At 69.2% G+C, this 18,428-nt stretch carries 17 protein-coding genes; 7 read left to right on the forward strand and 10 right to left on the reverse strand.

Annotated features, from left to right (window positions below):
- Positions 1 to 29: 29 nt before the first annotated feature.
- Positions 30 to 605 carry an RNA polymerase sigma factor gene (locus ABL844_RS07750; protein WP_418130927.1) on the reverse strand — a complete coding sequence of 192 codons (576 nt, stop codon included), beginning with the start codon at positions 603 to 605 and terminating at the stop codon, positions 30 to 32.
- A 157-nt stretch (positions 606 to 762) separates the two neighbouring features.
- Between ABL844_RS07750 and ABL844_RS07755 the strand changes: the two genes are divergently transcribed.
- Both ABL844_RS07755 and ABL844_RS07760 read left to right on the forward strand, forming a co-directional pair.
- On the forward strand, positions 763 to 1,302 hold the full coding sequence (locus ABL844_RS07755) for a hypothetical protein (RefSeq protein ID WP_418130928.1): 540 nt from the start codon (positions 763 to 765) through the stop codon (positions 1,300 to 1,302).
- 31 nt (positions 1,303 to 1,333) lie between these two features.
- Complete coding sequence (locus ABL844_RS07760; protein WP_418124968.1) at positions 1,334 to 2,656, forward strand: hypothetical protein; 1,323 nt, start codon at positions 1,334 to 1,336, stop codon at positions 2,654 to 2,656.
- A gap of 22 nt (positions 2,657 to 2,678) precedes the next feature.
- On the opposite strand, the gene ABL844_RS07765 is transcribed toward ABL844_RS07760, so the two are convergent.
- Complete coding sequence (locus ABL844_RS07765) at positions 2,679 to 4,154, reverse strand: rhomboid family intramembrane serine protease (RefSeq protein ID WP_418130929.1); 1,476 nt, start codon at positions 4,152 to 4,154, stop codon at positions 2,679 to 2,681.
- A gap of 31 nt (positions 4,155 to 4,185) precedes the next feature.
- Positions 4,186 to 5,583: an argininosuccinate lyase gene (gene argH / locus ABL844_RS07770; RefSeq protein ID WP_418130930.1), complete on the reverse strand. Its 1,398-nt coding sequence runs from the start codon at positions 5,581 to 5,583 to the stop codon at positions 4,186 to 4,188.
- A gap of 56 nt (positions 5,584 to 5,639) precedes the next feature.
- Between argH and ABL844_RS07775 the strand changes: the two genes are divergently transcribed.
- The 3 genes from ABL844_RS07775 to ABL844_RS07785 are packed head-to-tail and all read left to right on the forward strand — an operon-like array spanning position 5,640 to position 8,718.
- Entirely contained in the window at positions 5,640 to 6,722 is a 1,083-nt protein-coding gene (locus ABL844_RS07775) for a sensor histidine kinase (RefSeq protein WP_418131887.1), read from the forward strand.
- Entirely contained in the window at positions 6,719 to 7,468 is a 750-nt protein-coding gene (locus ABL844_RS07780) for a LytR/AlgR family response regulator transcription factor (protein WP_184635464.1), read from the forward strand. Before ABL844_RS07775 ends, ABL844_RS07780 begins: the two co-directional genes overlap by 4 nt.
- Positions 7,465 to 8,718: an AI-2E family transporter gene (locus tag ABL844_RS07785; RefSeq protein ID WP_418130931.1), complete on the forward strand. Its 1,254-nt coding sequence runs from the start codon at positions 7,465 to 7,467 to the stop codon at positions 8,716 to 8,718. The genes ABL844_RS07780 and ABL844_RS07785 overlap by 4 nt, the downstream gene beginning before the upstream one ends.
- 15 nt (positions 8,719 to 8,733) lie before the next feature.
- Here the strand turns inward: ABL844_RS07785 and ABL844_RS07790 are convergent, their stop codons facing one another.
- The 3 genes from ABL844_RS07790 to ABL844_RS07800 all read right to left on the reverse strand — a co-directional run bounded on the left by ABL844_RS07790 (position 8,734) and on the right by ABL844_RS07800 (position 11,108).
- Complete coding sequence (locus tag ABL844_RS07790) at positions 8,734 to 9,219, reverse strand: winged helix-turn-helix transcriptional regulator (protein WP_418130932.1); 486 nt, start codon at positions 9,217 to 9,219, stop codon at positions 8,734 to 8,736.
- A gap of 89 nt (positions 9,220 to 9,308) precedes the next feature.
- A complete protein-coding gene (locus ABL844_RS07795; protein WP_418130933.1) occupies positions 9,309 to 10,562 on the reverse strand; it encodes an MFS transporter in 1,254 nt (417 codons plus the stop codon).
- Between the two features lie 12 nt (positions 10,563 to 10,574).
- Positions 10,575 to 11,108 carry an N-acetyltransferase family protein gene (locus ABL844_RS07800; protein ID WP_418130934.1) on the reverse strand — a complete coding sequence of 178 codons (534 nt, stop codon included), beginning with the start codon at positions 11,106 to 11,108 and terminating at the stop codon, positions 10,575 to 10,577.
- A 49-nt stretch (positions 11,109 to 11,157) separates the two neighbouring features.
- Here ABL844_RS07800 and ABL844_RS07805 point away from each other — a divergent pair, with 49 nt between their 5' ends.
- A complete protein-coding gene (locus ABL844_RS07805) occupies positions 11,158 to 12,081 on the forward strand; it encodes a LysR family transcriptional regulator (RefSeq protein WP_418125846.1) in 924 nt (307 codons plus the stop codon).
- Positions 12,082 to 12,099: 18 nt separating this feature from the next.
- Here the strand turns inward: ABL844_RS07805 and ABL844_RS07810 are convergent, their stop codons facing one another.
- The 4 genes from ABL844_RS07810 to ppc form a co-directional block, all read right to left on the reverse strand.
- Positions 12,100 to 13,353, reverse strand: coding sequence for an MFS transporter (locus ABL844_RS07810; RefSeq protein ID WP_126022621.1), 1,254 nt, complete (start codon positions 13,351 to 13,353; stop codon positions 12,100 to 12,102).
- A gap of 181 nt (positions 13,354 to 13,534) precedes the next feature.
- The gene (locus tag ABL844_RS07815; RefSeq protein ID WP_184635478.1) at positions 13,535 to 14,077 is read right to left on the reverse strand and encodes a hypothetical protein; all 543 of its coding nucleotides are present in this window, start codon (positions 14,075 to 14,077) and stop codon (positions 13,535 to 13,537) included.
- 4 nt (positions 14,078 to 14,081) lie between these two features.
- Positions 14,082 to 14,483, reverse strand: coding sequence for a GFA family protein (locus ABL844_RS07820; RefSeq protein WP_418130935.1), 402 nt, complete (start codon positions 14,481 to 14,483; stop codon positions 14,082 to 14,084).
- A gap of 92 nt (positions 14,484 to 14,575) precedes the next feature.
- Positions 14,576 to 17,419 (reverse strand): phosphoenolpyruvate carboxylase, encoded by a 2,844-nt coding sequence (ppc, locus tag ABL844_RS07825; RefSeq protein WP_418130936.1) that lies wholly within the window; start codon positions 17,417 to 17,419, stop codon positions 14,576 to 14,578.
- 103 nt (positions 17,420 to 17,522) lie between these two features.
- On the opposite strand from ppc, the gene hemC reads away from it, so the two are divergent.
- On the forward strand, positions 17,523 to 18,428 hold the full coding sequence (gene hemC / locus ABL844_RS07830) for a hydroxymethylbilane synthase (protein ID WP_418130937.1): 906 nt from the start codon (positions 17,523 to 17,525) through the stop codon (positions 18,426 to 18,428).

Below are 18,428 nucleotides of genomic sequence, written 5' to 3' on the forward strand. Positions count from 1 at the left end.
TTGAAACGCCTTCTTCGTCGTCACCGCTGTCACGCGAAGCGTCCCATGCAGACGCGCAGCTTTTCGAGCCCGCGCCGTATCCAGCTCTTGACCGTGCCCAGCGGCAGCTCGAGCTGCCGGGCCAGTTCGCCGTGGCTCATGTCGCGCAGGTAGGCCAGGCTCACCACCTCGCGCTGGCGGCCCTCCAGCTGGCTCAGGCACTGGTGCAGCGCCCAGGCCTGCTCGCTGGCATCGGCATTCTCGGCCGGGCCGGGGGCGTCGGACTCGAGCTGGCCGGCCGTCTGCTCGTCGAATTCCTGCGTGAGCTGGGCGCGGTCGGCGGCGCGGCGGCGCAGCAGGTCGAGCGCCCGGCTGCGCACGATGAGCCCGAGCCAGGCCAGCGGCGGGCTCAACGAGGCGCGGTAGTCGCCCGCCACGCGCCAGACGGTCAGGAAGCTCTCCTGCAGTACGTCTTCCGCCCATTCGCGCTGGCGCACCACGCGCATCGCCAGGCCCATCAGCCGAGGGGAGGTTCGGTCGTAGAGCTGCCGCAGGGCGGCTTCGTCGCGATGGCCGATCCGGTCGATCAGCGCCATCAGTTCGGCGTCGGGGCTGGGTGCTGGCATCCGGGGATTGTGGGGCATCGATGCGCATGCCCGGAGTACGGAGCAACCTGGCGGGCGGATTCACTGTGCCGGCCAAATGAAGTCTTTTGGAAACATTTGTGAACGTATACTGCCCCGCAAAAACCGAGGGACCGCGCACACACGCGGACGGAGAAGAATGAAGCAAATTGCGATCGTGATCGCGCTCTGCGTGGGCGCGTGGTACTTCTTTATCGGCGGGCGCAAGCTCGACGAGCCGATGGTGCGCGACTACTACCAGAAGGAGGCCCACGCCATCTACTCGCGCGATGCAGAGGCGCTGTGCAAGCAGCTCAGCCGCAAGGCCCGCATCGAGAGCAGGACCACGATGATGGGCAAGACGGTCGAGCACTCCCACAACCGCGACGAGGCCTGCCAGGCGACGCGCGAAGCCTTCGAGACCTTCAGCAAGGTCGGCGAACGCATCGGCGGCATCCTCACCATCGAGTACGAGTACAACATCGACGGCATCGAGGTGGCCCCCGACCGCAAGAGCGCCACCGTCAAGGGCACCAGCGTGCTGAAGATGGGCGAGTCGCTGCTGCAGTACAAGACTAGTTTCACCCAGCGCCTGGAGCGCGAACTCGGCCAGATGCGCCTCGTTCATGCCGACGAGGCCACGGTGATGCGCATGGGCGGCGCCGGCGCCATGAGCCAGAGCGATTTCTTCCGCAAGTAAGAAGAAAAGAAAAGGAAACGAGGGAGTTGCCATGATCGTCGTCAAGGATGCGCTGCCGCCGCCACCGCCTTTCTGGCGCCGGCTCAACAGCTTCTTCGCTTTTCCGTTCCAGATGCGGCCGCTGGCCTACGGCCTGCTGCTGTCGTTCTGCAGCCTGCTGTTCGACGCGATCTTCTTCCTGCCCGATGCGCTGGCCCTCTTCGTGATCGAGGTCGGCATCATGCTGGCGTCCAGCCGCTACGGCTTCAAGATCATCGCGCTGGGCGCGCGCGGCATCCGCGACTCGGCCGACTTCGGCCGCGAGTCGAGCGACGAGTGGACCTACCTGCCCTGGAAGCTCTTCGCCATTTCCCTGGTGCAGGCCTTCCTGATCGGCTGGCTCGCCTGGTATGCGCCCATCCTCGGCACCGTGGGCCTTTTCGTCATGTCATTCACCTTCCCGGCTGCGGTGATCGTGCTGGTGCAGTCGGGCAGCTTCTTCCAGGCGATGAACCCCGGCCACGTGATGGACGCGATGCGCACCATCGGCTGGCCGTATGCGCTGCTTTGCTTCTTCCTGTTCCTGCTGAGCACCGGCGCGCAGGTGGCGTTGGCGATGGTGCTTCCGATGTTCGACGGACGCATCGTGCTGCCGATCGTCAACTTCGCCTTCATCTACTTCGGCTGGGTCATGGCGAGCCTGCTGGGCTACGTGATGTTCCAGCACCACGACGCCTTCGGCTTCGACGCCGTGCCGGGCAGCGAGCTGCCCGACGGCGCGCCGGCCGACCGCCGCACGCCCGCGCAGATCGAGGCGCAGCGCATCGACGCCGAGGTGGCGCAGTTCATCACCGAGGGCGACCTCGCCGCGGCACTGGGCACGGCCTACGAGGCGCAGCGCACCGCCGACTCCAACGACCTCGCGGCGCAGCGCCGCTACCACCGCGTGCTGGCGCTGATGCCCGAGAAAAAAGACACCATGCTCGACCAGGCGAAGCGCTTCATCCCGCTGCTGATGCGGCGCGACCTGGCCTCCGAGGCGCTGAAGGTGTTCAAGGCCTGCAAGGAGCGCGACAAGGCCTTCGCGCTCGACGATCCGGCCATGGTCATCGCCATGGCGCGCGCCGAATGGCGCAACGGCGACGCCCACTCCACGCTGGCGCTGCTGTCGGGGTTCGACAAGCGCTTCCGCGGGCACGAGGCCATTCCGCAGGCCTATGAGCTCGCGGCGCGCGCGCTGGTGCAGGGGCTTGGCCGCGCCGACATGGCGCAGCCCATCCTGACGACGATGGAAGCGCGCTACCCCGACAGCGAGCAGACGCAGGAAGTGCGCTGGCTGCTGCGGCCGGCGGCGCCGCCGGCGCAGACGGCATAGGTGGCGCAGACCCCAGGCACCTTCAGGCGTTCTGCAGCGCCCGCGTCACCATGTCGTTCGGCGCAAGGCGCAGCAGGTGCGGCAGCAGGCCGATCGCCTTGTCGCGCAGGCCCGCGTGCAGCAGGCCGTTGGCGCAGGTCGAGAGCGTGTCGGCCAGCTCGGGATGGTCGGGCGCCGTTTTCAGCAGGATGCGGCAGAGCCGGTCGGCGTCGTCGAACTGGCGGATGCGGGCGAAGCGGCGCGCGAGGCGGGCCATGTCCTCGGGCTTGAGCCGCACGCCGGGGCGGGCCTGGTCGAGGTAGGTCTGGAAGCTCGCGTGCTGCAGCGCCAGCGTGTCCTCGTCGGTGGCGGGCAGGCGGAAGATGCGGCGCGCGGCCTGGTGGAAGTCGTCGCTCGCGGGCTGAAGGCGCGCCGTGTTGAACCAGGCGCGCAGCGTCTCGGCGTCGCCGGGGCGCAGGGCGGCGGCGGCGCGCCATTCGGCGCAGGCGCGGTCGAACTTCATCGCGGCGCCGTATTTGCGGGCGGCGGCCACGTGCTCGTCGAAGCGGTCGTCGTCGTTCACCATCTCCGACTTGACGGTCTCGGGCGTCTTCACGCGGCCCATCAGCATGGCACCGTACATCAGCGCGGCGCCGGTCAGCAGGCCGCCGAGGTGGGCCATGTAGGCGATGCCCTGGCCGCCCAGCCAGTGCTGCATCAGCTCGTTGGCGATCCAGGCCGGCAGCAGGAGCAGGGCCGGCGCGGTGACGTAGTTGAAATAGAAGAACAACTGGTAGAAGAAGCGGATGCGCCGCAGGCGGTACATCACCGCGTACATGCCCATCAGCGCCGAGACCGCACCCGAGGCGCCCAGCCCGTAGGTGCCGCCGGCATAGGCCCAGCCGGCCAGCACCGAGGCGCCGACCGCGCCCAGCAGGTAGAACGCGAGGTAGGTGCCGCGCCCCAGCGCCAGCTCGACCGAGAAGCCGAAGAGGAACAGGAACAGCATGTTGCCCAGCAGGTGGCCGGTGCTGCCGTGCAGGAAGGCGTTGGTGATCCAGGTCCAGGGCCTGAATTCGGCATCCGTCGCGTAGCTCTGCGCCCACCGCTCGGTGAAGGGCGCGGGCAGCATCGACTCGTACTGCTGGCGGGCGCGCTTCCACTCGTCGTACTGCGGGTTGTCGGGCTTGATGATCTCGTCGGCGCGCAGCTTCTGCAGGAACTTGCGGTCGTTCTGCAGGCCCTCGAGAAGCTGCGGATAGGCCTCCTCGTGGCGCAGCATGCGGCGGGCCAGCTTGCCGCGCCCGGGATCGGTCTTCTCTAGCCACTCGACGAAGGGCGGCAGCTCCAGCGCGGGCAGTGCGCTCTTCACGTAGTAGGCGGCGGCGCGCTCCTGCCCCTTCTCTTCACTGCGCTGCGGCCCCCAGAACACGATCATGTTCACGAGGATCAGCAGCACCGTCATCCACGGTGGATTGCGCCAGCTCGGTTTGTTCTCGAGCGGGATGGCGTAGAACACGGCGCGGCCGCTGCTGCAGTTGCGGCCGCGCTCAGCCGAGGCGGGCGCGGTGGCGGGCGACTTGCGCCTTCACCTGCGCCGGGGCGGTGCCGCCCAGGATGTTGCGCGCGTTCAGCGAGCCGCGCAGGCTCAGCACGTCGTACACGTCCTTCTCGATGCTCGGGTTGAACTGCTGCAGCACGGCCAGCGGCAGCTCGGCCAGGTCGACCTGGTGCGAGGTGGCGGCCTTCACGGCGTGGGCCACGGTCTCGTGCGCGTCGCGGAAGGGCAGGCCCTTCTTCACGAGGTAGTCGGCCAGGTCGGTGGCGGTGGCGTAGCCGCGCAGGGTGGCGGCTTCCATGGCCTCGGGCTTCACGGTGATGCCGCCGATCATCTCGGCGAAGATGCGCAGGGTGTCCTTGAGCGTGTCGACGGTGTCGAACAGCGGCTCCTTGTCTTCCTGGTTGTCCTTGTTGTAGGCCAGCGGCTGGCCCTTCATGAGCGTGATGAGCGCCATCAGGTGGCCGACCACGCGGCCGGTCTTGCCGCGCGCCAGCTCGGGCACGTCGGGGTTCTTCTTCTGCGGCATGATCGACGAGCCGGTGGTGAAGCGGTCGGCGATCTGGATGAAGCCGAAGTTCTGGCTCATCCAGAGAATGAGCTCCTCGCTCATGCGGCTCACGTGCACCATGCACAGGCTGGCGGCGGAGGTGAACTCGATGGCGAAGTCGCGGTCGCTCACCGCGTCCAGGCTGTTCTGGCAGACGCCGTCCATGCCCAGGGTCCTGGCGACCAGCTCGCGGTCCAGCGGGTAGCTGGTGCCGGCCAGCGCGGCGGCGCCCAGCGGCAGCCGGTTGACGCGCCTGCGGACCTCGCTCATGCGCTCCGCGTCGCGGCTGAACATTTCCACGTAGGCAAGCATGTGGTGGCCGAAGCTCACCGGCTGCGCCACCTGCAGGTGGGTGAAGCCCGGCAGGATCACGTCGACGTTCTTCTCGGCGATGTCCACCAGCGCCTTCTGCAGCTCGACCAGCAGGTCGCCGATCAGGTCGATCTCGCCGCGCAGCCACAGGCGCACGTCGGTGGCGACCTGGTCGTTGCGGCTGCGGCCGGTGTGCAGGCGCTTGCCGGCGTCGCCGACCAGCTGGGTCAGGCGCGCCTCGATGTTCAGGTGCACGTCTTCCAGGTCGAGCTTCCACTCGAAGGCACCGGATTCGATCTCGGAACGGATCTGCGCCATCCCGCGTTCGATGGCGGCGTGGTCCTGCACGCTGATGATGCCCTGTGCCGCCAGCATGCCGGCATGTGCCAGCGAGCCCTGGATGTCGGCCTGCCACAGGCGCTTGTCGAAGAAGACGCTGGAGGTGTAGCGCTTCACGAGGTCGCTCATCGGTTCGGAGAAAAGGGCCGACCAGGCTTCGGATTTCTTGTCGAGTTGGTTTTGGGTCATGGGAGCCGTCCTGGAGGCAATAATGGGTTGGTTACCCGATGGATCAGATGTCTGCGATGCGCAACCCGGCGATTTTATCGGCCAGCTCTTCACCCACGCCCCCACCGTCGTCGGAAAGGGCGCGCGCGGCCGCGTCGTCCGCGCGCGGCGGCCCGTCGATCTTCGACGCCTGCCAGATCGGCGTGGTGCTGCGCACGGTGGTGTTCGTCGAGGCGGTGGTGGCCATCGCAGCCCTTTTCGTGGTGTCCACGCCCGGCGAATGGCTGGTGCAGACCGCCACCATCACCGGCGGGGCGCTGCCCGCCACGCTGCTGTGGCTGGTGAGCGCCTGCGGCCTCAAGAAGCCGCTGCGGCGGCTGCCGAAGCACTGGCAGTACACGGCCGGCGCGCTGCTCGGCGCGCTGTCGGCAACCTACGGCTGCGGCCTGCTGCGCCTGACGGGCGTGCTGGCCAGCGCGCCATGGCTCGCCAGCGCGCTCACGGGTGCCCTGTTCGCGGGGCTGGTGATGGCGGCGATGGTGCTGCGCGCCCGGGGCCAGACGCCGGCAGCCACCACGGCGCGGCTGGAGGAGCTGCAGTCGCGCATCCGCCCGCACTTTCTTTTCAACACCCTCAACAGCGCCATCGCACTGGTGCGCGAGGAGCCGGCCAAGGCCGAGACCATGCTCGAGGACCTGGCCGAGCTGTTCCGCCAGGCGCTGGCCGACCCCGGCGAATCGGGCACGCTGGCCGACGAGATCGCGCTGGCCGAGCGCTACCTCGCCATCGAGCAGGTGCGCTTCGGCGACCGCCTGCGCATCCGCTGGGACCTGGACGCCGCCGCCAGCAACGCGCGCCTGCCGCCGCTGCTGCTGCAGCCGCTGGTCGAGAACGCCATCAAGCACGGCGTGGAGCCCAGCCCGGAGGGCGCCAGGCTGCGCATCCGCACCGAGCGGCGCGGCGGCATGGTGGTGATCGAAGTGGTCAACAGCCTTCCGCCGCTGCGCTGGGCCGACGAGCCGCTGCCGCGCGGCCACGGCATCGCGCTGGCCAATGTGCGCGACCGGCTGCGGCTGTTGCACGACATGCAGATGCAGTTCAGCGCCGGGATGGACCAGAAAAGCTACAGAGTACGCATAGCCATTCCCGCCGAATCATGACCCTCAAGACACTCATCGTCGACGACGAAGCCCTGGCGCGCTCGCGCATGCGCACGCTGCTGCGCGACTGCACCTCGCCCGGCGCCGAAGTGGTGGCCGAAGCCTCGCAGGGCGGCGAGGCGCTGCAGCAGCTGGGCACGCTGGCGCTCGACCTGGTGCTGCTCGACGTGCACATGCCCGGCGTCGACGGCATCGAGGTGGCGCGCGCGCTGCGCAGCCGCTCCAACGCGCCTGCCGTGGTGTTCGTGACCGCCCACGCCGCCCATGCGGTGACGGCCTTCGACCTCGAGGCCGTCGACTACCTCACCAAGCCCGTGCGCGCCGAGCGGCTGCAACAGGCGCTGCAGAAGGTCGAGCGCTTCCTGAAGGAGCGCCGCGCGCTGCAGCAGGCCCAGGCCGCGCCCGAGACGGTGCTGATCCAGGACCGGGGCCGTGCGGAGCGGGTGCCGCTGTCGGAGGTGCTCTACCTCAAGTCCGAATACAAGTACCTCACGGTGCGCACCGCCACGCGCAGCCACATCCTCGACGGCTCGCTCAACGAGTTCGAGGAGCGCTATCCGCAGCGCTTCCTGCGCGTGCACCGCAACGCGCTGGTCGCGCGCTCGGCGATCCGCGCGCTGGAGAAATACGACGACGGCGAGGACGCCGAGGGCTGGGCCCTGCGGCTGGATTCCATTCCCGAGCCCGTGGCCGTGTCGCGCCGGCAGCTCGCGGCGGTGCGCGAGGTGCTGAAGGAAACGCGATGAGCGACGACAAGCCCAAGGCGGCGGAAGCTTCGCCGCCGACCGAGCCGGTTGCCGAACCTGCGCAGCCGGTGGCGGCCGAGCCGGCCCCCGGGCCGGAACCTGAACCGCCTGCACCCGCCCCCGAGCCGCCCGCCCCGGCGCGCGAGCGCCTGCTGCTGCACATGCCCGTCGACGTGCGCAGCGCCTCGCTGGTGGTGCTCGCGGTACTGGCCAGCGTGTTCGCGCTGCAGTGGGGGCAGGCCGTCTTCATTCCGCTGATGCTGAGCCTGCTGCTGACCTATGCGCTGTCGCCGCTGGTCGAGCTGCTGCATCGCTGGAAGCTGCCACGCTGGATCGGTGCGGGGCTGATCCTCATGGGCCTCTTCGGCGGCCTGGGCTGGACCGGCTATTCGCTCTCGGGCAGCGCCACGCAGCTGCTCGACTCGCTGCCCGTGGCCGCGCAGAAGCTGGGCCAGGCCATGCGCCGCGACCGGGGCGCCAGCGCCACGCCGCTGGACAACGTGCAGCAGGCGGCGGCGCAGCTCGAGAAGGCGGCCGAGGAGAACTCGGCCCGCGTCGCTTCGCGCAAGGGCGTGGCGCGCGTCATCATCGAGCGGCCCAGCTTCAACGTGCGCGACTACCTGCTCAGCGGCACCGTCGGACTGCTCAGCGCAATGGGGCAGTTCACGCTGGTGGCCTTCCTGACCTACTTCGCGCTGTGCTCGGGCGACACCTTCAGGCGCAAGCTCATCAAGATCACCGGCTCGAGCCTGCAGAAGAAGAAGGTGACGGTGCACGTGCTGGACGACATCACGCGCAACATCGAGCGCTACCTGCTCGTGCAGATCCTGGTGAGCGCCATCGTCGGCGTGGCCACGGGCCTCGCGTTCTGGGCCGTCGGCATGGAGAACGCGGCCGTGTGGGGAATCATCGCGGCCGTCACCAACCTCATTCCCTACATCGGTTCGGTGATCGTGCTGGCGGCCGCGGGGCTGGTGGCCTTCCTGCAGTTCAACAGCCTGCAGATGGGCATCGTGGTGGCAGGCATGTCGCTGGGCATCCACACCGTCATCGGCAACCTGCTGATGCCCTGGCTCACCAGCCGCACCAGCCGCATGAACCCGGTGGCGGTGTTCGTGGGCGTGATCTTCTGGGGCTGGCTCTGGGGCATCTGGGGCCTGCTGCTGGGCATTCCGATCACGATGGTGATCAAGTCGATCTGCGACCGGGTGGAGGACCTGCAGCCGATCGGGGAACTGCTGGGCGAGTAGCCCACGCGCGCCGCGCTATGAGGTCGCGCTTCGCGACTTCGCAGCCCGGGCGGTCGCGGGAGGCTTCTTCACGAAGGTCGCGTCCGGATCGAGCGGCTTTCCATCGCGCGTTCGCAACTCGATCTTCGGCACCGGCTTGCCGCTGTCGCGCTCGACGAGCACCGAGTGCGGCTCCCCCTTCGCGTACAGGTGCGCCTCGCCCCAGTGCCGCAGGCCGACCACCACGGGGAACAGGCCCTTGCCCTTGGGCGTGAGCACGTATTCCTGGTAGGCAGTTCCGTCGGAGGCGGGTACGAGCTCGAGCACGCCTTCCTGCACCAGGTTCTTCAACCGGTCCGACAGGATGTTCCTGGCGACGCCCAGGCTCTGCTGGAATTCGCCGAAGCGCTTCATGCCGTCGAAGGCATCGCGGATCACGAGCAGCGACCACTGGTCGCCGACGATGTCGAGCGCGCGTGCCATCGGACATGCATCGGCCTTGAGGCTTTTTCGTTGGGCCATGAGGAGCGTTTCTTTCCGGATCGGGTCTGGCTGGGCCGGCGATTGCCGGCATCAGTTTTATTTTAAAACCCGAGGTGCGGGGCGCGCGTTCAGCGGGTCGCCATGTGCGCCCGATGCAGCCGCGAGAAGCGCGCGATCATCAGCGGCCCCAGCAGCGCGCCCAGCCCGGCCGAACTCCATGCCGCCACCCACGCATGCGTGCTGCCGATGCCGAAGCTGCCTTGCCCCCAGTCCAGCGCGAGGCCGAATACCCAGGGGCTGAGCGCGCCCGCGCCGAAGCCCATCACCGAGCGCACCGAGAAGGCCACGCCCAGCCGGTGCGGCGCCACCACGTCGGCCAGCGCGGTCGAGTAGACCGACGAGTCCGCGATGGCCAACAGGTTGTAGACGGCCGCTGCCACCGCCAGCAGCCACAGCGGCCAGCTCCACATCCAGCCGAAGGCGAAGGACATGCAAAGGCTCGCGACGGTGGCGATCATCATCACCCGCGCGCGACCCAGCCTGTCGGAAGCCGCGCCGCCCGCGATGCTGCCGAACACGCTCACCAGATGGGCCAGCGCCGCCAGTGCGATGCCGGCGCCTTGCCACGACGAGACCACGCTCGAAGAGGCGACCAGATACGCCGGCAGCCATGCCCAGAGCGCCATCAGTTCCCAGCAATGGAAGGCGTAGGCCCAGTTGCCGGCCATCGCGGGCTTGTCGCGCACCGTGGCTGCCAGGGCGTGCAGGGTGCCTTCGCGGATCGCACCGGGCGCGGGGGGCGAGGGCAGCCGCATGCGGCGCAGCGCCTGCGCCGTGAGCACCGCGCCAGCCACCGTGCAGACCGCAGCGGCCAGCAGCCCCAGCCGCCACTGATGCAGATGGCTCAACGCCGCCGCCACCGCGAGCGAGAGTGCATAGCCCATCGACGACGATCCGATGAAGAGGCCCATCGCGCGCCCGCGCACGGCGGGCTCGGTGTTGTGCGCCAGCAGCTGCAGGCCCGGCGTGTACGAGGCGCCCGCGCACAGTCCGGCCAGGCCGTAGAGCAGCGTGGCCGAGATATGGTCGCGTGCGAAGAGCGCAAAGGCGAGCGCAGCCGCCGCGCTCACCGCGCTGCCCGTGAAGAAGATGCGCTGCGGCCCGTAGCGGTCGGCCAGCAAGCCCACGGCGAACAGCGAGCTCATGTAGCCCACGTGCCAGGCGCTCTGGATCGAGCCGGCCTGCGCGGCCGTCATGTGCCAGTCGGCCATCGCGAAGGGCAGCACGCCGGAGTAGGCGGTGACGATCATCGACTGCAGCAGCCGGCTCGCGCACAGCAGCGCCAGCCAGCCGCGCGCGGGGGCGGCGGTGTCGCCCGACATGACGACGCAGCCTCAGCGCAGGGCGCGCTGCATCAGCACGGTGTCGACCCAGCGCCCGAACTTGAAGCCGATGTCGCGCAGCACGCCGACCTGCGCGAAGCCCAGGCTTTCATGCAGCCGCAGCGAGCCCGTGTTGGCGCTGTTGCCCACGCAGGCGACCATCTGCGTGAAGCCGGCTTCGGTGCAGCGCCGGACCACCTCGCGCAGCAGCGCCTTGCCGATGCCGTGGCCGTGCATGCCCTGCGCGACGTAGACCGAGTCTTCCACCGAATGCCGGTAGGCCGAGCGGGCGCGGTAGGCGGTGGCGTAGGCGTAGCCGGCGACCTCGCCGTCGAGCATCGCCACCAGGTAGGGCATGCCGCGCGCGATCACGTCGGCGCGGCGCTGCTGCATCTGGTCGACGCTCGGCACTTCCTCCTCGAAGGAGCACAGGTCGTGCAGCACGTAGTGGCTGTAGATGGACTGCACGGCGACCATGTGATGCGGCATGGCATCGAGGATTTCTACGGCGGTGGAAGCGAGGGAAGCGTTGAATGGCGATGACATGGCCCCGATCTTGACGATGCCTCATCGATAAGTGAAGCTTCGCCAGCCTATGCAAGGCATGAGAAAAACTTTGGATAAATCGCTCAACCTCGACCAGCTCCGGTCCTTCGCGCTCGTCATCGAAACCGGCAGCTTCTCGGCCGCCGCCGACAGGCTGGGCCTCTCCCAGCCGGCCGTGAGCCTGCAGATCCGCCAGCTCGAACGCCGGCTGGCGGTGCGCCTGGTGGAGCGTGTCGGCAAGCGCGCGCAGGCCACGCCGGCGGGCATGGAGCTGCTGCGCCATGCGCAGAACATCGAGACCGCGGTGGAGAACGCCATCGACGCGCTCGCCGATCACGCCAGCGGCATCGCGGGCCGCGTACGGCTGGGCACGGGCGCGACGGCCTGCCTGCATTTCCTGCCTTCTGTGCTGCGCGGACTGCGCGAACGCTTCCCCGAACTCGGCGTGGTGGTCAGCACCGGCAACACAGAAGACCAGGCGCGCAAGGTGGAAGAAAACAGCCTCGATCTCGCGCTGGTCACGCTGCCCGTGGCCGGGCGCTCGCTGGCGGTGATGCCGGTGCTCGACGACGAGTTCGTCGCCATCGGCCGGCAGGACCTCGCACCGCTGAAGTCGAAGGTCGCGCCGGGCGATCTGGCCGGCCTGCCGCTGGTGCTGTTCGAGCCCGCGGCCAACACGCGCAAGCTGGTCGACCGCTGGTTCGCCGCCGAGGGCCTGCAGCCGCAGCCGGTGATGGAGCTGGGCAGCGTGGAGGCGATGAAGGAGATGGTGGCCGCGGGGCTGGGCTACGCCATCGTGCCCGGCATGGCGATGACGGGGCGCGGCGCGCACCCGGAGCTGAAGGCCAGCCGGCTGAACCCGCGCATGCACCGCGCGCTGGCGATCGTGGTGCGGCGCGACAAGCCCGTCGGCAAGGCCTTGCGCGTCGTGCTGGATGCGATCGTGGCGGCCGGGAAGCCCGGCCGCCACTGATCGCGGAATTGCCTGCGCTTACTCGGGCACGGCAGCCAGCGAGGCACCGCCGCGCGCGCGGCCCAGCGTGCCGACGATCAGCGCCGCGATAAGCACGAGCACGCCGCTGAGCACCATCGCGCTGGAGATGCCGAAGCTGTCGACCGTCACGCCGCCGATCAGCGCGCCGGAGGCGATCGCCACCTGGAAGCCGCTCACCAGCAGGGCCTGGCCGGCCTCGGGTGCGTCGGGCACCGCTTCCATCATCCAGCCGGTGAGCGCGACCGGGATCAGGCCGAAGGCCACGCCCCAGATCACGACCACCACCGCGCCGGGCACGAAGCCGGAGCCGATCACCGTCGTCAGCAGCAGGGCGGTGGCCAGCATCAGCGCCGCCAGCAGGGTGGTGCCGCGCACGCTGCGCGCCACCAGGCTGCCGCCGAGGAAGGTGCCGATGAAGCCCACCGCGCCGTACACCAGCAGCAGCGTCGACACCGAGTTGGGCGCGAGGCCGAACACCTGCTGCAGCAGCGGCTTCAGGTAGGTGTAGGCCGCGAAGTGGCCGGCGATGAAGAACAGCACCGCGAGCAGGCCGACCTGTGCCATGCGGCGCGTGAGCGGCGTGAGCAGGTCGCGTGCGCCGATGGCGCGCACCGGCGGGATCGAAGGCAGCAACCACAGCTGCACCACCAGTACGGCGGCCGCGAGCGCGCCCGTCACGGCGAACGATGCACGCCAGCCGAACAGCGTGCCGAGGAAGGAGCCGGCCGGCACGCCGAGCACGGTGGCGGCCGACACGCCGGCCAGCACGATCGACATGGCGCGAGCCTGCGAGGCATGCGGCACCAGCTGCGTGGCGGCGGCGGGAGCGAAAGTCCAGAAGCCGCCCACGCACAGGCCGAGCAGCAGGCGTGCCACCAGCATGGTGGCGAAGTTGGGCGCGAAGGCCGCGAGCAGGTTCGATGCGATCAGCAAGGTGGTGAGCGCGATCAGCACCGTGCGGCGGTCGAGCTTGCCCGAAGCGACGATGAGCGCCGGCCCGGCGAAGGCGGCGAGCACGCCGGGCATGGTGACCATGAGTCCGGCCGTGCCGTCGGACACGTTGAGGCCGCGCGCGATGTCGGTGAGAAGGCCGATGGGCATGAACTCCGTCGAGACCATCGCGAAGGTGCCGACGGCGATGGAGCCGACGGCGAGCCATGCGGAGCGCGAGGCCGGAACGTGTGCTGCCGCGGCCTGCACCGGTGCTCCGAGTTCGTCGATGCACGGGTTGCTGCTGGGTGAATTCATCATGATGGGAAGCTGTCCTTTGGAGCGTCGGCGGCGGCGCGCGCACCGATGCCGTTGAAGAGGCATGGAGTGTGCGAGCCGTCGCGCTTGCGACAAAGGTGCCGCGCGGCAGCAGACAGTTTCCCGGGGATGAACAATGGGCCCTTTTGATGGCTATCGCCATCCATGGGGCCTCTGCAGCGGCCTAGCTGAGCGCGGGTCGCAATTGCAGTATTCGGCCATCGGCGACGAAGGAATCGCCGATCAGTACGCGAAAGGTTGTACCGGGCTGGAAGCGGGGCAGCGCGACGGCGGGCGAGAGGAACTCGACTTCGAGCGCGGCGGGCTTGCCGCGCTCCAGCGCATCGCCCGCCGGCACCATCCAGCGCGCCGAGAAGCCTTCCTTGTCGAGCACCAGCGCGCAGCGGTATTCGCCCGGCGCGATGGGCGTGTCCTGCGAGGGCAGGGCGGGCTTGCGGAAAGTGATCTCCGCGAGCGCACCGGGCGTGAACGCACCCAGCGCATCGAAGCCCGGCGGTGCTGCGGCAGGCGCACGGCGCGGCCACTTGCCGATCAGCCATGCGATCACGTTGCCGATGATCGGCACCCACAGCACCATCAGGAGCGTCGCGATGTCGCGCGTGGTCGAGCCCGGCGCCGCGTAGTGCCGCACCACCGCGCCGCCCACCGCCACGCACAGCAGGATGGCGACGATGAGCCTGCGGCGAAAGCCGATCTTCGTGCTCATGCGTTCAGTCCTTCGCCGGCGGTGCTTCGGGGAAGGAGGGAATTTCCGTCGTGTGGTCGAGCCACGGCACCTCGTGCGAAGTCCAGATGTGCGAGGCGGGGCGCTGGCCCGGGTCGTCGTCGAGCGAGCCCAGGCGCAGGATGACCTGGGGCTTGTCCACCCACTCGGCCACGAGGTGCGTGCCGCAGCGGGTGCAGAAGTGGCGCAGCTTGCCGGGCGTCGATTCGAAGGAGCCGATGGCTTCCTCGCCCGCGGTCCAGCGGAAGTCTGCGCGGTCGACGCGACCGGTCGTGGTGAACGCGGCGCTGTGCGCCTTGCGGCAGGTCTGGCAATGGCAGTGGACGATGGGGCCGGCGAGGCGCGCGGCTTCGTACCGGACGGTGCCGCAGAGGCAGGAGCCTTTCATGGCGTTCTCTTTCGGTGGATAGGGCTGCGAGTCTATGCGCGCTGCAAACGACGACGGGCCCCGAAGGGCCCGTCCCGGCTCGCGCGGTGGCGTCAGCCCGTGTTGCGCAGGCCCGCCGCCACCCCGTTGATCGAGATGTGGATGCCGCGCTGCAGCCGCTCGCCGCCGTCGCCCGCGCGGTAGCGCCGCATCAGCTCGACCTGCAGGTGGTGCAGCGGGTCGATGTACGGGAAGCGGTGGCGCACCGAGCGCTGCATCTCGGCGTTGCCCTCGAGCCGCTGCTTCGCGCCGGTGATGAGCGTGAGTGCATCGGAGGTGCGATGCCATTCGGCGTCGATCATCGAGAACACCTTCTGCCGCAGCTTGCGGTCGGTCACCAGCTCGGCGTAGCGCGAGGCCAGCGCGAGGTCGCTCTTGGCGAGCACCATGTCCATGTTCGACAGCAGCGTGCGGAAGAAGGGCCACTGCGCGTACATGCGCTGCAGCAGCGCCTGGCGCTCCTTGCGGCCCGCCGCGTTGCCGGCGGCGGCCAGGAACTGCTCCACGCCCGAGCCGAAGCCGAACCAGCCCGGAATCGTGAGGCGGCACTGGCCCCAGCTGAAGCTCCACGGCACCGCGCGCAGGTCGTCGATCTTGTGGCTGGGGTTGCGCGACGCGGGGCGCGAGCCGATGTTGAGCTCGGCGATCTCGCGGATCGGCGTGGAGCCGAAGAAGTAGTCGCCGAAGCCCGGGGTTTCGTACACCAGCTTGCGGTAGGCCGCCATGCTCGCCGCGGAGAGTTCGCTCGCGGCCGAGAGGAAATTGGCAGGCGCCGACTTGCCCTGCGGCAGCAGCGTGGCTTCGAGCGTGGCGGCCACCAGCGTCTCGAGGTTGCGCCGGCCGATCTCGCGGTTGGCGTACTTGGAGCCGATGACTTCGCCCTGCTCGGTCAGCCGGATCTGCCCGCGCACCGTGCCCGGCGGCTGCGCGAGGATGGCCTGGTAGCTCGGGCCGCCGCCGCGCCCCACCGTGCCGCCGCGGCCGTGGAACATGCGCAGGCGGATGGGGTTGGCCTTCTTCTTGTTGAGCTCGTCGAAGAGCGACACCAGCGCGATGCCCGCGCGGTACAGCTCCCAGTTGCTGGTGAAGATGCCGCCGTCCTTGTTGCTGTCGGAGTAGCCGAGCATCACGTCCTGCTCGGCGCCCGAGCGTTCGATGAGCGCCTGGATGTTCGGCAGCGCATAGAAGGCGCGCACGATGGGCGCGGCGTTGCGCAGGTCCTCGATGGTTTCGAACAGCGGCACCACGATCAGGTCGCAGGTGGCCTTGCCGTCCATCGCGCCGCGCAGCAGGCCCGCTTCCTTCTGCAGCAGCAGGGCTTCGAGCAGGTCGCTCACCGTTTCGGTGTGGCTGATGATGTAGTGGCGGATGGCGGCGGCACCGTAGCGCGCGCGCGCGGTGCGCGCGGCCGAGAAGATGGCCAGCTCGCTCCTGGCGAGCGGCGAGTAGTCGGCATCGGGCACGCGCAGCGGCCGCGCGTCGTCGAGCAGCTTCAGCAGCAGCGTCTGCTTGGCCTCCTCGGCCAGCGACGCATACGAAGGCTCGATGCGCGCGGTGGCCAGCAGCTCGGCGATCACGGCCTCGTGCTTGTCGGAACTCTGGCGCAGGTCGACCGTGGCCAGGTGGAAGCCGAACACCTCCACCGCGCGGATCAGCGGCAGCAGGCGCGGCGCGGCGAGCACGCTGCCGTGCTTTTCCTCCAGCGATTCGGCGATGGTGCGCAGGTCGGCCAGGAACTCCTCGGCGCTCTTGTACGGGTTCTGCGGCGCGACGGCGTGCCGCGCGGCCTCTCCGCCGGTCAGCTCGCGCAGCGTGGCCGCCAGGCGCGCGTACACGCCGGTGAGGGCGCGGCGATAGGGCTCGTCCTTGCGGTGCTCGCTGGTGTCGGGCGAGCGCTCTGCGAGTGCCTGCATTTCCACCGACACGTCGACCAGCGTGGCCGACAGCGACAGCTCGCCGCCGAGGTAGTGCACCTCGGTGAGGTAGTAGCGCAGCGCCAGCTCGCACTGGCGGCTCAGCGCGTATTCGAGCGTCTCGGCCGTGACGTTGGGGTTGCCGTCGCGGTCGCCGCCGATCCACTGGCCCATGCGCAGGAAGGGCGCCACCGACGGCGCCTGGCCGCCCTGGGCCAGCGCCTTTTCCAGGTCGGCGTACACGCGCGGGATCTCGCGCAGGAAGGTGGCTTCGTAGTAGCTCAGCGCGTTCTCGATCTCGTCGGCCACGGTGAGCTTGGAAAAACGCAGGATGCGCGTCTGCCAGATCTGCGTGACGCGGATGCGCATCTGCGTTTCGTTCTCCGCGAACTCGATGGGCGTGAGCGCGTCCTTGGCCGCCGCATAGGCGTTCTGGCGCAGCCTGATCTCGTCGCGCACCGTCAGCAGCTGCGCGATGGCGCGTTCGGCATCGAGGATGCTCTTGCGCTGCACTTCGGTGGGGTGCGCGGTGAGCACCGGCGAGACATAGCTGTGTGCCAGCGAGGCGACGATCTCGTCGGGCTTCACGCCGGCCTTGCGGATGCGCGCGAGCGCGGTCTGCAGGTCGCCCTCGATGCTCTCGCCGGCGCGCTCGGTCTCGGTGCGGCGGCGGATCTGGTGGCGGTCTTCGGCAAGATTGGCCAGGTGGCTGAAGTAGGTGAAGGCGCGGATCACGCGCACCGTCTCGGCGGCGCTCAGCCCCTTGAGCAGGTTCTTCAGCGCCCGGTCGGCCGCCTGGTCCGCATCGCGGCGGAAAGCCACGGAGAGAGTGCGGATCTTCTCGACCAGTGCATATGTCTCTTCTCCCTCCTGCTCCCGGATCACGTCGCCGAGGATCCGGCCCAACAGCCGGATGTCTTCGATCAGAGGCTGGTCTTCGGCCTGGCGGCGCTTGGGCGGAGCAGGTGTCTTGCTGGCTTTCATTCGATGTTTGTCCTGGACTTCTTGAATGGAGTGCCGTCTTCGTTGTTGCGGCGCAACATGCTAGCATTCCCGCGGTTTGGAACACGTACTTTTGAGGCCGGTCTTGAGCAATATCGTGATCGCCACGCGCGAAAGCCGCCTGGCACTGTGGCAAGCCCAGCATGTGCAGGCGCTTTTGCAAGAAAGAGGCCACACCGTCAGCCTGCTGGGGCTGACCACCACCGGCGACCAGATCCTGGACCGCACGCTCAGCAAGGTGGGCGGCAAGGGGCTCTTCGTGAAGGAACTCGAACTCGCACTCGAGGAAGGGCGCGCCGACATTGCCGTCCATTCGCTGAAAGACGTGCCGATGGACCTGCCCGAAGGCTTCGTGCTGGCCTGCGTGCTCGAGCGCGAAGACCCGCGCGACGCGCTTGTCTCCCCCCGTTTCGAATCGCTCGACGCGCTGCCGCAGGGCGCCGTCGTCGGCACCTCCAGCCTGCGCCGCATGGCGCTGCTGCGCGCGCTGCGGCCCGACCTGCGCATCGAACCGCTGCGCGGCAACCTCGACACCCGCCTGCGCAAGCTCGACGAAGGGCAGTACGACGCCATCGTGCTGGCCGCGGCCGGTCTCAAGCGGCTGGGGCTGGAGGGCCGCATCCGCGTGGCCTTCGACGCCGACACCATGCTGCCTGCCGCGGGGCAGGGTGCGCTCGGCATCGAAGTGCGCGCCGACCGCAAGGACCTCATCGAACTGCTGGGCCCGCTGGCCCACCAGGGCGACTGGCTCTCCACCGCCGCCGAGCGCGCCGTGAGCCGCGCGATGGGCGGCAGCTGCTCGATGCCGCTGGCCGCCCATGCGCGCTGGCAGGCCGACGGCGCGCTGCGCATCGATGCCGCCTGGGGCGACCCCGAAGGCAAGGTGCCGCTGGTGAGGGTGCACGCGCTGGCATCCGTCGGCGACTTCGCCCAGGCCGATGCGCTCGGCGAGCATGCCGCAGCGCTGCTGCGTGCCGGCGGAGCCCACTGA

Origin of the sequence: Variovorax sp. 278MFTsu5.1 (genome assembly GCF_048305045.1) — a bacterium.
Taxonomy (GTDB): domain Bacteria; phylum Pseudomonadota; class Gammaproteobacteria; order Burkholderiales; family Burkholderiaceae_C; genus Variovorax; species Variovorax guangxiensis.

Excerpts from the sequence above, each read along its gene's own strand:
- ABL844_RS07820 (WP_418130935.1), bottom strand. The coding sequence starts at position 14,483 with ATGAAAGGCTCCTGCCTCTGCGGCACCGTCCGGTACGAAGCCGCGCGC.
- ppc (WP_418130936.1), bottom strand. The coding sequence starts at position 17,419 with ATGAAAGCCAGCAAGACACCTGCTCCGCCCAAGCGCCGCCAGGCCGAA.
- ABL844_RS07785 (WP_418130931.1), top strand. The coding sequence starts at position 7,465 with ATGAGCGACGACAAGCCCAAGGCGGCGGAAGCTTCGCCGCCGACCGAG.
- ABL844_RS07755 (WP_418130928.1), top strand. The coding sequence starts at position 763 with ATGAAGCAAATTGCGATCGTGATCGCGCTCTGCGTGGGCGCGTGGTAC.
- ABL844_RS07815 (WP_184635478.1), bottom strand. The coding sequence starts at position 14,077 with ATGAGCACGAAGATCGGCTTTCGCCGCAGGCTCATCGTCGCCATCCTG.
- ABL844_RS07750 (WP_418130927.1), bottom strand. The coding sequence starts at position 605 with ATGCCAGCACCCAGCCCCGACGCCGAACTGATGGCGCTGATCGACCGG.
- ABL844_RS07790 (WP_418130932.1), bottom strand. The coding sequence starts at position 9,219 with ATGGCCCAACGAAAAAGCCTCAAGGCCGATGCATGTCCGATGGCACGC.
- ABL844_RS07800 (WP_418130934.1), bottom strand. The coding sequence starts at position 11,108 with ATGTCATCGCCATTCAACGCTTCCCTCGCTTCCACCGCCGTAGAAATC.
- ABL844_RS07810 (WP_126022621.1), bottom strand. The coding sequence starts at position 13,353 with ATGATGAATTCACCCAGCAGCAACCCGTGCATCGACGAACTCGGAGCA.
- ABL844_RS07795 (WP_418130933.1), bottom strand. The coding sequence starts at position 10,562 with ATGTCGGGCGACACCGCCGCCCCCGCGCGCGGCTGGCTGGCGCTGCTG.
- ABL844_RS07775 (WP_418131887.1), top strand. The coding sequence starts at position 5,640 with ATGCGCAACCCGGCGATTTTATCGGCCAGCTCTTCACCCACGCCCCCA.
- argH (WP_418130930.1), bottom strand. The coding sequence starts at position 5,583 with ATGACCCAAAACCAACTCGACAAGAAATCCGAAGCCTGGTCGGCCCTT.
- ABL844_RS07760 (WP_418124968.1), top strand. The coding sequence starts at position 1,334 with ATGATCGTCGTCAAGGATGCGCTGCCGCCGCCACCGCCTTTCTGGCGC.
- ABL844_RS07780 (WP_184635464.1), top strand. The coding sequence starts at position 6,719 with ATGACCCTCAAGACACTCATCGTCGACGACGAAGCCCTGGCGCGCTCG.
- ABL844_RS07805 (WP_418125846.1), top strand. The coding sequence starts at position 11,158 with ATGCAAGGCATGAGAAAAACTTTGGATAAATCGCTCAACCTCGACCAG.